The organism is Pseudoroseomonas ludipueritiae, from assembly GCF_014490445.1.
Taxonomy (GTDB): Bacteria; Pseudomonadota; Alphaproteobacteria; order Acetobacterales; family Acetobacteraceae; genus Pseudoroseomonas; species Pseudoroseomonas ludipueritiae.
The window spans coordinates 1-9,791 of record NZ_JACTUZ010000164.1 but is presented as its reverse complement, the minus strand read 5'-3'; the positions used below and the strand labels follow the sequence as shown (position 1 = coordinate 9,791).

The following is a 9,791-nucleotide window of genomic DNA, read 5'->3' as shown; positions in this document are numbered from 1 at the left end:
GCCGACCACCAGCAGCCGGGCCGCGCCCTGCGCGCGGGCCAGCGCCGGCGCGGCGAGGGTGGCGCCGAGGAGGGCGCGACGGGGAAGGGAAACGGTCATCGCAGTTCCGAGAAATAGGCCGTGGCGGCAGCGATTTCCGCCTCGGTATAGCCCCGCGCGATCCGGTTCATGATGGTCGCGGGCCGTTCATCCGCGCGAAAGGCGGCCATGGCGGCGGCGAGGTCGGCCGCGTCCCTGCCAGCAAGGGGCGGCACCGTCCCCGATCCCCTGCCGCCCGGGCCATGGCAGGCCACGCAGCCCTCGGCCACGACATTCGCGGACTGCGCCGCGGCGGCACTCGCGAAGCTCACGAGAAGCAGGGCCGCGCGGATCATCGCCGCAGCCCCGGCGCCTCGACCGGCAGCCCCTTCGCGCGGCTGGCAAGGAAGAGTTCCAGCGTCAGGTACTCCCGCGATCCCAGGGGAAACTGTTCCGCCCGCACGCCGAGCGAACAGGCCCGCAGGCGGCGATGCAGCGAGCCCATCGTGTTCCACTCCAGCCGATAGGCCGGGTATCCGGTGCCGAGGCCGTTGGAGATCACGTCGCCCCGCAGCCGCCGGCCCGCATTGTCGTCGTGGCACTGGCCGCAGGACAGGTTCAACTGTCCCTGCCGGGTCTGGTAGAAGCGGCGCCCCTCCTCCAGGAAGGGAGCCGCCGGCCCATCCGTCGCGACCGCGACGGGCATGCCCCGGGACTGCAGCGCGATGGCGGCCTCCAGGGCCAGCAGCGCCTCGCTTTCCCGGCCGAAGCTGGCCTCTCCCTGGTGCTGCGTCCGGCATCGTTCGATCCGTCCCTCCAGATCCAGCAGCTCACCATCCGGCGCGACCGCGGGATAGCGCGCGGCCACGCCCGCCATGGCGGCGATGCCCCCGTGGCAGGTGGCGCAGGCCTTCTCCCCGGCGCGCCACAGGGCCTCGCCCTCCTCCACCCAGAGCCAGCCGGGGTGGCGGGAGGGGTCCTCCTGCGCCGCGCGGATCTCGGGCGAGAGATACTCCTGTGTCGGCCGAACGTCCGCAGCCCCGAGGAGGAGCACGATGAGCGGAAGCAACCCTCGCCAGGCGCGGCTCACGTCACCACCAGGCGCGCCTCACGCCGGTAGACCGTCCCGCCGTCCTCCTCCCATGTGAAGACGAGGTCGCCGGTCTCCGTGGCAACCGTCGTGAACTCCAGATAGGGGTTCGCGGCGATGCCGGGAGAAAGCGTCATGCGGAAGACCTCCTCCCCGGCATAGGTGACGCGCAGGGTGTGGAGGATCTTCTGTGGCACCGGGGTCAACCCCGGTGCGTCCACCGCCCGTTCCATTGGGTGACGGACAAGGACGCGCACCGTCACCACCTCGCCCCGCTGCGCGGAAGGCGGAAGCGTGATCCGCGCGGTGATGGGGGCCGTCTGCATCGCTACCCCGTCTCCACGCAGGCGCCGAGCACGACGATCACATCGCGCGCCGCGCGGTGGACCGCGCCCCGGCTCGTCTCGGCGATGGCGACGATCTTCTGGCTGGTGGCCAGGCGGATGCGGGTGGCGACCTCCGCCCGCCCGGCCCGCGGTGTCAGCGAGAAGGTGGCAACGAGGGGAAAGGGATTTTTCTCCGCCAGGAGGTGGATGGCGGTGACGTGGTCCTCCGCCGTCATGGGGCTGTCCACCCGGACCGAGAGGTCCACCGAGTTCCCGTTCTCCGACAGCGGCGGGATCTCAAGGGCGATCGCGCCCTCGGCCGGGATGCGGCCGGCGAGGATGGCGCGCAGCGCGCCCGCGAAGTCTTCCTCCGCCGCCACCCGGGAAGCACCGGCAACCAGAAGGGGCGCCGCGAGCACGGCACGGCGGGACAGCACCGTCATCGCCCCGGCGCCTCCAGCGCGCTCAGATAGGCCACCACGTCCTCCACTTCCTGCGCCGTCAGCACCGGGCGGCCGCGGTATCGCGGGTCCACCCGCAGCAGCCCCTCGGTGCGGTGATAGGCCGGCATGATCGCCTGCGGGTTCCACAGGGTCGGGTCCACCACCCGGAGCCGGATCTGCCCCGGGCTCAGGCGCGACCCCACCCCCGCGAGCGGGGGCCCGATCTCCCCCATGAAGCGCTCGGCCGCGGCGGGGATGCTGTGGCAGATCAGGCAATTCGCCGTCTCCCGGTTCCGGACCACCACCTCACCCCGTGCCCGGTCGCCCCGCATCCCATCCAGTGGCGCCTCGATGGCGTCCTCCGTCACCGTGAAGGGTGCCACCTGTCCCGCCGCGGGCGCGGCGAGAAGGGACAAGGCCAGCATGGGCGCGGCGCCCCGCACGCACCTCAGGTCCGCTGTCGCAGTTGTTCCCCCAGCGGCATGTCGCGGATGCGCCGGCCGGTGCCCGCGAAGACGGCGTTCAGCACCGCCGGTGCGGCGACCATGATCGTCGGCTCGCCCACGCCGCCCCAGAAGCCGCCAGACGGCAGGACGATGGTCTCGACCTCCGGCATCTCGCCGATGCGCATCACGTTATAGGTGTCGAAGTTCGTCTGCTCGATCGCACCGTCCTTCACCGTGCAGGCCCCGTAGAGCATCGCGGAAAGGCCATAGACGAAGGAGCCTTCCACCTGCATCTCGATCTGCCGGGGGTTCACCGCGTGGCCGCAATCCGTCGCGGCGACGATGCGGTGCACCCGCAGCTCTCCCCGGTCGCTGACCGAGACCTCGGCCGCGGCGGCGACGTAGCTGCCGAAGCCCATCTGCTGCGCGATGCCGCGATGAATCCCGGCCGGTGCCGGGGACCCCCACCCGATCCGCTCCGCCACCGCGTTCAGCACGGCCAGGTGCTTCGGGTGGTTCGCCATCAGCGAGCGGCGCAGCGCCAGCGGGTCCTGGTTGGTCGCATGCGCCACCTCGTCGAGGAAGCATTCGAGGTAGATGGCATTCTGGTTGTGGTTCACGCCCCGCCAGAAATGGGCGGGCACATGCGTGTTCCGCATCGCGTGGTCGATCAGCAGGTTCGGGAAGGTATAGCCGATGGCACTCTCCGCGCCGCTGGCGTTCAGCCCTTGGAACTGCACCGGGTCGCGCCCATTCTGCAGGCCGCCCGGGAAAGCGGTGGAGAGGATGGACTGGCCGGAGATGCGCATGTGCAGCCCGACGATCCGGTTCTCCGCATCCAGGCCCGCGACGAGGCGGCACTTGGTGACGGGGTGGTAGCGCCCCTGCACCATGTCCTCCTCGCGTGTCCACATGGTCTTGACCGGGGTGCCCGGCACCTGCCGCGCGATCAGGATCGCATCCGCCAGCCAGTCATGCACCGTGCGCCGGCCGAAGCCGCCGCCGAGGTCCACGCGGTGGATGTCGCAGGCCGTCTGCGGCAGGCCTGCCGCCTGGGCGGCTGCGGCCAGTGCCGCCTCCCCGTTCTGGGTCGGGCACCAGACATCACAGCGCGAGGATGTCCAGACCACCGTGGCGTTCATCGGCTCCATCGGCGCGTGGTTCTGGTAGGGGTAGGAGTAGGTCGCCTCCACCCGACGGACCGCGCCCGCGATGGCGGCCCGCGCGTCGCCCTGCTGGTTGCCGATGAAGGCTTCAGACGCCGTGAGCCCCTCGTCCAGCATGGCCGAGATGGTCTCGGAGGAGACGCGGCTATTCTCCCCGGTGTCCCATTCCACCGGCAGCGCATCCAGCGCGGTCTTCGCCTGCCAGAAGGTATCGGCCACCACGGCAACGGCGGAATCGCCCACCTTCAGGACATGCCGCACGCCGGGCATGCCGGACACCGAAGCGGCATCGAAGGATTTCAGCGTGCCGCCGAAGACGGGGCAGCGCTTCGGCACCGCGATGAGCATGCCCGGCATCCGCAGGTCCTGGCCATAGATCAGCTTGCCCGTGGTCTTGTCCGCGGTGTCCAGGCGCGGGAGGGGCTTGCCGATCACCGTCCACTGGGCCGGGTCCTTCAGCGGCACGTCGGAGGGCGGGGTCAGGCGCGAGGCCTCCGTCACCACCTCGGCATAGCGCAGTGTGCGCCCGCTGCCGGCATGGGTGATCACGCTGTCCCTGGCGGAGCATTCGGCGGCCGGCACGCCCCAGCGGGTGGCCGCGGCCTGGATCAGCATCATGCGCGCCGCCGCGCCGCCCTTGCGGACGATCTCCTGGCTCGACCGGATCCCCTGGCTGCCCGCGGTCAGGAAATTGCCCCAGACCCGGTTCCGGGCCAGGCTCTGCCCCGGCGTGACGTATTCGGTGGAGAGCTTCGACCAGTCGCAGTGCATCTCCTCCGCGAACATCTGCGCGAGGCCCGTTCGCACGCCCTGCCCCATCTCGGCCTTCGCCATCCGCAGCACCACCCGGTCGTCGGGGTGGATCACTACCCAGGCGTTCAGCTCAGGCGGGGAGCTGGCGGGCGTGCCCTGCGCGGCGGCTTGCCGCGAGGGCAGGTGAAATCCCAGAAGCACCGCCCCGGCGGCACCCTTCAGCAGTCCCCGGCGGGACGGGCGCATGGCTTCCAGCATCGTCATGTCGCGCCCTCCCTCAACCCGCGATGCCGCCGCCGGCGGCCTGGTGGATGCCCGCGCGCACCCGCTTATAGGTGCCGCAGCGGCAGATGTTGGTGATGGCTTCGTTGATCTCTTCGTCCGTCGGGCGTGGCTTCTCGGCCAGCAGCGCCGCGGCGGCCATGATCATGCCGGACTGGCAGAACCCGCATTGCGGCACGTCCAGCGCACGCCAGGCGACCTGGAGGGGATGCGTGCCATCGGGCGAGAGGCCCTCGATCGTCACGATCTTCTGGTCCTCGGTCACGGCCGAGAGCGGGAGGACGCAGGAGCGGATGGCCTGCCCGTCCAGATGCACGGTGCAGGCTCCGCATTGGGCGACGCCGCAGCCATACTTCGTGCCGGTCAGCCCGACATGCTCGCGAATGGCCCAGAGCAGGGGAGTATCCGGGTCGGCGTCCACCTGCACGCTTCGCCCGTTGATGTTCAGCGTCGCCATCTTGGTGCCCTCTCCCGCGCGAACTGTCGCCGCGCTGTTGCTGCGACTATCGTCAAGGCCGTGCCCGGGCCGCAACGATGAAGTGCTCCCTCGCCATGTCTCGCGCCGAAATGATCACCGGAGATTGTGCCGTGAACTGAGGGCGGGTGCGTTCATGGCGGTCTGGACCATGCGCCGGCCTCAAGCCACGGTCTGCATGCATCTCTTCTGTTGCCGCCTTCAGCAGGTCTGGCGCAGGCGCCTCGCGCCTCGCCCTTCCGGCGACAATCCCCTCCGGGCGTCGCCACATCCTCATGCCTGGGCGCAGGTCCATGCGCCGGATGTACCGAGCGCCTCCCTGAAAGCCTTGTTGCCACTCCCGGAGAGCCAGGTACGGAAGGGCATCAGGCTGGGATCGAGCGCGCGCAGTGCCTCAAGGTCCGCGCGTCCTGACAGCCGCCCCTCATCAACAAGCTCTGCCAGCCTGGAGAGAAAGGGATTGGCCGCCGGCAGATCGAATCAGCCCTGCTCTTTCCAAAACGCGGAAAGTCCTCTTCTTTTCCGCTGCTGGCGAGGAGAAGCGGTTCCTTCTACGCCCCAGAGCATCGCTCCACATGCAATCGCGGCAAACAACAACAGCGCCGTCCGCGCGCTGGCCCCTTCCAGCACAGCGCCGAAGATCGGAGCCCCAACTGTCTGGCCAATGGCGACGGCCAGAAAGGGCAGGCCGAGCCCGAGGTCAGGCCGGTCCGGGAGCAGCAAGGTTCCGCGAATCAGCAGGACGCCGCTGGAAACGATGTAGGCGGCGCCAAACACGGCCATCGCCGGGAAGGCGAGCAGAGGCACCACCGCCGCGGCCACGAACATCCCCTGGCAAAGGACCATGGCCAGAAGCGCCATGCGGTGGACCAGGCCCATCCCAAAGCACGCGACCAGGATACCGGTGGAAGAGCCCGCGAGCCCGCCGAGGCCGAGCGTGGCCCAGGCGGCCGCGATACGCGCTTCCGGAAAGCCGGGTTCACTGCGCAGCAGGTCCGCACCGAAGGTCCAGATCGCGGTGCTGGATGCACCCATCAGAAAGGCAGCCGCGCAGAGGCCGGCGAGGCCCGGCCTCGCCAATCGCCACGCGGGAGCGCCGTGGGTCTTGCGCTCAGGAACGCCTGCCGGCAGCGCGAACCATAGCCAGGCCGTTATGGCCGCGCCGATCAGGGCGAAGAGCAGGTAGAGTTCGCGCCAGGCTGCCGCACAACCCATTGCAGCGAGGCCGGAGAAGATGATCCCCGCCGCCGTGCCGGCGTTGATCATTCCATTCGCCCTCGGGCGTGCCTGCTCGTCAAATGCCCGCGCAACGGCGGATGCGAGCGGCGGCGAGGTGAAGCCCGTGCTGAGCCCGGCCAGTGCCATGGCGGCCCCGAGCTGCGGCGCGGAGGGAGCCAGGGCAACCAGCCCCAGGCCAGCGGTCGCGGCAAGGCCGGCGAGCATGGCCAGAAGCCGCTCCCCAAGCCTCGCACCTGCCAGGAAGGCAAAGATAATACCCACGCAGTAGGCGGCGAAGGCGCCGCCCCCGATCCACCCGGCCGCCGCCGCACCGAGCGAAAGGTCCTGGCGGATCTGCGGCAGCAGAAGACCATAGGCGAAGCGGGCCAACCCGTAGGACAGGGCCGTCAACGCGAAGGCGGCGGCCACCAGGTTGCGGCCGCCCTTCATCCCGCGTTTCTCCGTGCCGCATCCACAAGCAGGGCGGCGGCGGCCTTCGCGTCATCGATCACGGAAAGATCGGCGACGCTTGCCGCGGCCGTGGCGCCCTCGAAAAGAACCCAGATCTGGGTTGCAAGCCTGTTGTCGCTCCGCCCGACCGCCGCCTCCACGCGGGCAGCGATCATGCGGTGGAACTCGTCCTTCTGGCGGCGGACAAGAGCCACGATCTCCTCGCTCGCTTCCGAGTATTCGGCCCGGGCCCGCAGGAGCATGCATCCCCTTGCGCCATGCTCCTCCAGCCACCGCCGGAGCGTATCGAACAGGATGGCCACGGCATCGCTGCCGCCTGCCGCAGCCTCAAGACGCTTCGCGAAGCGACGGTGCCGCTCCTCGAGCACGGCAAGGACCAGGGCGTCCTTCGAGCCAAAATGCTTGTACAGCGTGCGGGTGGAAGCCCCTGAGGGCTCCAGCACCTTGTCGACGCCGATGCCCCGGAAGCCGTGGGTCTCAAACGCAGTGGCGGCGCCCGAGACAATATCCGCTCGCTTGTCCATGGCGAGTATGTAAAACGTTCGCTTTACATGGCAAAGGGCTGCTGCCGAACAGGCGCCTTTTGCCTCGCAAGCCGATGGCGGGCCCGTAAGCGCCAGCTTGGCGTTGCAGGCGCGCCGGATGATGGCTTGCCTTCCCTCTCCACCATCCCGGGAGCGGATGGCGGAGAAGGGCCCGGGCGAGAGGCACCGCCGTGGCGAGCAGGCCGCTGCCTCCCTTACGCCTCCCCGGCCGCGCGCGCCTGGCGGGACGCCGCCGTGGCCGCGAGGGCGAGGACAGCCAGCCCCAGCGGCACGAAGGACAGCCAGAGAACCGCGTTCCATCCGTAGGAGGTCAGCAGGCTGCCGGACAGGAAGGACCCGAAGACCATGCTCCCGAACACCACGAAGTCGTTGAACGACTGCACCCGCGCCCTCTCCTCAGGCCGGTGGCATTCGAGGACCAGGGCGGAAGCCCCCACGAAGCCGAAGTTCCAACCCAGGCCGAGCAGGATCAGGGTCAGCCAGAAATGCGTGACTTCCACGCCCGTCAGTCCGACGGCGGCGGAGGCAGCGGTCAGGACCAGCCCCGCCATGACCACGCGGGCCGCGCCGAAGCGGGTGATCAGCCGGCCAGTGAAGAAGCTCGGGCCGTACATGGCGATGACGTGCCACTGGAGCCCGAGGTTCGATGCCTCCTGCGGCAGGCCGCACATCTGCATGGCGAGCGGCGCGGCCGTCATGAGGAAGTTCATGAGCAGATAGGAGACCACCCCGCAGATCACGGCGGTGATGAAGCGCGGCTGCCGCGCGATGACGCCGAGCGGGCGCCCGCGGCCCGCCTCCGCCGCCGTCGGCATGGGGAGCCGCACGCCGAGCAGGATGAAGGCGGAGGCCAAGGCCACCACGGCCTGCGCCAGATAGGTGGCGGCGAAGACATGGGGCAGCCACAGGTTCATGGTGTAGGTGACAAGCTGTGGGCCGATGACTCCCGCGAAGACCCCGCCCGCCATGACGGCGGACAGTGCGCGCGGGCGCCGCTCCGGCGGCGCGCAGTCGGCGGCGGCGAAGCGGAAGGACAGCACCACGGCGGCATAGGCCCCGCCGAAGAAGGTGGCGGCGCAGAAGAGCCAGAAGGAGCCCAGCACGACCGCCAGCGCGGCCAGCAGGCCGGTCAGCACGCCGCAGCCTGTTCCGGTCAGGAAGGCGGCGCGGCGGCCATGGCGCTGGGCGATCATGCCGGCCGGCAGGGTGCAGGCCGCCATCCCCACCACGAAGATGGAGATGGGCAGGGTCGCCAGCGCCTTGCTGGGCGCGAGCATGTTCCCGACGATGGCGCCCGTCGCATAGACAACGGTCGTGTTTGCCCCCGCCAGCGCCTGCGCGACGGCCAGCCGCAGGACATTGCCTTTCTCATGGCTGTAGGTGGTTGCTGCCGGTGAATCCCCGGCAGTGGTGGCATTGGCGTGTGACATGGAGTTCCTCAGGCCGTGAGCAGGCTGAACCAGCGCGTGTCGCGCGGGGATGGTCGGCGGTGGAGGCGGCGGTCCAGCAGGGCATGGGCCCTCGCGGCCTCACCGCTCCGCATCAGGGCGAGGATGAGCATATCCTCCACCACCTCGCGCTGGGCGCCGCTGCCACCGATGCGCACGACCTCGGCCGCCACCGGCTCCAGGATACGCGCGCAAGCGGCGTAGTCTTCCTCCGCGAAGGCCAGCGCCGCGCGGCAGATCGCGGGCACCACGGGCCCGGCGGCGAGGGTTCCCGCCTCGACCATCTGCGTCAGCGCCGCCACCCGCTGCTCCAGCGCGGCTTTGTCGCCGGTCCCGGCCGCGAGCAAAGCCATGTGGACATCGATGAAAGCGGAGCCCGCCTGCGGGAAGGCAGGCGCGGCATAGGACGCCGCGGCCTCCCAGAGCCCTGCCGGAACCCTGTGGCCATAGGCCTTCAGCCGCCAGAGCAGGGATGCCGTGTCACTGACCACATTGACCGCCATGCCGGCCGAGGCGGAGGGCTGGACATGCGCCGCGTAGATCGCCAGGGCCCGCTCCGCGTCGCCCCGCTCCAGCGCGGCGAGCGCCGCATGCCAGGCGATGTGGCCATGGAGGGTGCCGGTGCGGTCATAGCCCGGCAGCCAGCCGCCGATCAGCCTCTCCGCCTCCTCGCCCGCGCCGCCCTCGAACATGGCGTGCGACAGCGCGTGCACCGCATTGGCATTGGCGCCACGCAGGTCGAAGGCGCGCTGCGTCAGGTCGCGCCCTAGCCCGACTGCGCCGTTCTCGGCATGGGCCCAGCCCCGGTAGGTCAGGAACCACCAGTCATCGGCCTCGAAGTGCCGGGCATGGCGTTCGCACAGGTCCACCCGCGCCTGGTCGTGGTCCGCCATGCCGGAGAAGGCAAAGAGCCCGAAGGCACCCAGGGGCAGGGACAGGATCAGCACGTCGCGGGGCCAGGCTTCGGCATGCGCGAGCGCCCGCTCCAGCGCCCGGGCCGCCTGCCCGCTGATGGCGAGGGACAGCACGTCCACATGGCTGCGCTCGCGCTCCGTGCCCCGCCGGGCGGCAGCCTCCGCCGCGGCGGCGATCCGGGCCCTGGCCTGCGCG

At 70.3% G+C, this 9,791-nt stretch carries 11 protein-coding genes; all 11 read right to left on the bottom strand.

Annotated features, from left to right (window positions below):
• Positions 1 to 95: 95 nt before the first annotated feature.
• On the bottom strand, positions 96 to 374 hold the full coding sequence (locus IBL25_RS22045; RefSeq protein WP_187780648.1) for a c-type cytochrome: 279 nt from the start codon (positions 372 to 374) through the stop codon (positions 96 to 98).
• Positions 371 to 1,072: a sulfur oxidation c-type cytochrome SoxA gene (gene soxA / locus IBL25_RS22040; protein ID WP_367615667.1), complete on the bottom strand. Its 702-nt coding sequence runs from the start codon at positions 1,070 to 1,072 to the stop codon at positions 371 to 373. Before soxA ends, IBL25_RS22045 begins: the two co-directional genes overlap by 4 nt.
• Before the next feature lie 32 nt (positions 1,073 to 1,104).
• The gene (locus IBL25_RS22035) at positions 1,105 to 1,434 is read right to left on the bottom strand and encodes a thiosulfate oxidation carrier complex protein SoxZ (RefSeq protein ID WP_187780646.1); all 330 of its coding nucleotides are present in this window, start codon (positions 1,432 to 1,434) and stop codon (positions 1,105 to 1,107) included.
• A gap of 2 nt (positions 1,435 to 1,436) precedes the next feature.
• The gene (locus IBL25_RS22030; RefSeq protein ID WP_187780645.1) at positions 1,437 to 1,877 is read right to left on the bottom strand and encodes a thiosulfate oxidation carrier protein SoxY; all 441 of its coding nucleotides are present in this window, start codon (positions 1,875 to 1,877) and stop codon (positions 1,437 to 1,439) included.
• On the bottom strand, positions 1,874 to 2,302 hold the full coding sequence (gene soxX / locus IBL25_RS22025; protein ID WP_187780644.1) for a sulfur oxidation c-type cytochrome SoxX: 429 nt from the start codon (positions 2,300 to 2,302) through the stop codon (positions 1,874 to 1,876). Before soxX ends, IBL25_RS22030 begins: the two co-directional genes overlap by 4 nt.
• 23 nt (positions 2,303 to 2,325) lie before the next feature.
• Positions 2,326 to 4,506, bottom strand: coding sequence for a xanthine dehydrogenase family protein molybdopterin-binding subunit (locus IBL25_RS22020; RefSeq protein ID WP_187780643.1), 2,181 nt, complete (start codon positions 4,504 to 4,506; stop codon positions 2,326 to 2,328).
• 13 nt (positions 4,507 to 4,519) lie between these two features.
• The gene (locus tag IBL25_RS22015) at positions 4,520 to 4,981 is read right to left on the bottom strand and encodes a (2Fe-2S)-binding protein (protein ID WP_187780642.1); all 462 of its coding nucleotides are present in this window, start codon (positions 4,979 to 4,981) and stop codon (positions 4,520 to 4,522) included.
• A gap of 498 nt (positions 4,982 to 5,479) precedes the next feature.
• Complete coding sequence (locus IBL25_RS22010; protein ID WP_187780641.1) at positions 5,480 to 6,667, bottom strand: MFS transporter; 1,188 nt, start codon at positions 6,665 to 6,667, stop codon at positions 5,480 to 5,482.
• On the bottom strand, positions 6,664 to 7,212 hold the full coding sequence (locus tag IBL25_RS22005; RefSeq protein ID WP_187780640.1) for a TetR/AcrR family transcriptional regulator: 549 nt from the start codon (positions 7,210 to 7,212) through the stop codon (positions 6,664 to 6,666). The genes IBL25_RS22010 and IBL25_RS22005 overlap by 4 nt, the downstream gene beginning before the upstream one ends.
• 215 nt (positions 7,213 to 7,427) lie before the next feature.
• Positions 7,428 to 8,663: an MFS transporter gene (locus IBL25_RS22000; RefSeq protein WP_187780639.1), complete on the bottom strand. Its 1,236-nt coding sequence runs from the start codon at positions 8,661 to 8,663 to the stop codon at positions 7,428 to 7,430.
• Between the two features lie 8 nt (positions 8,664 to 8,671).
• A partial coding sequence (locus IBL25_RS21995; protein ID WP_187780638.1) for a tetratricopeptide repeat protein occupies positions 8,672 to 9,791 on the bottom strand: 1,120 nt, incomplete at its 5' end.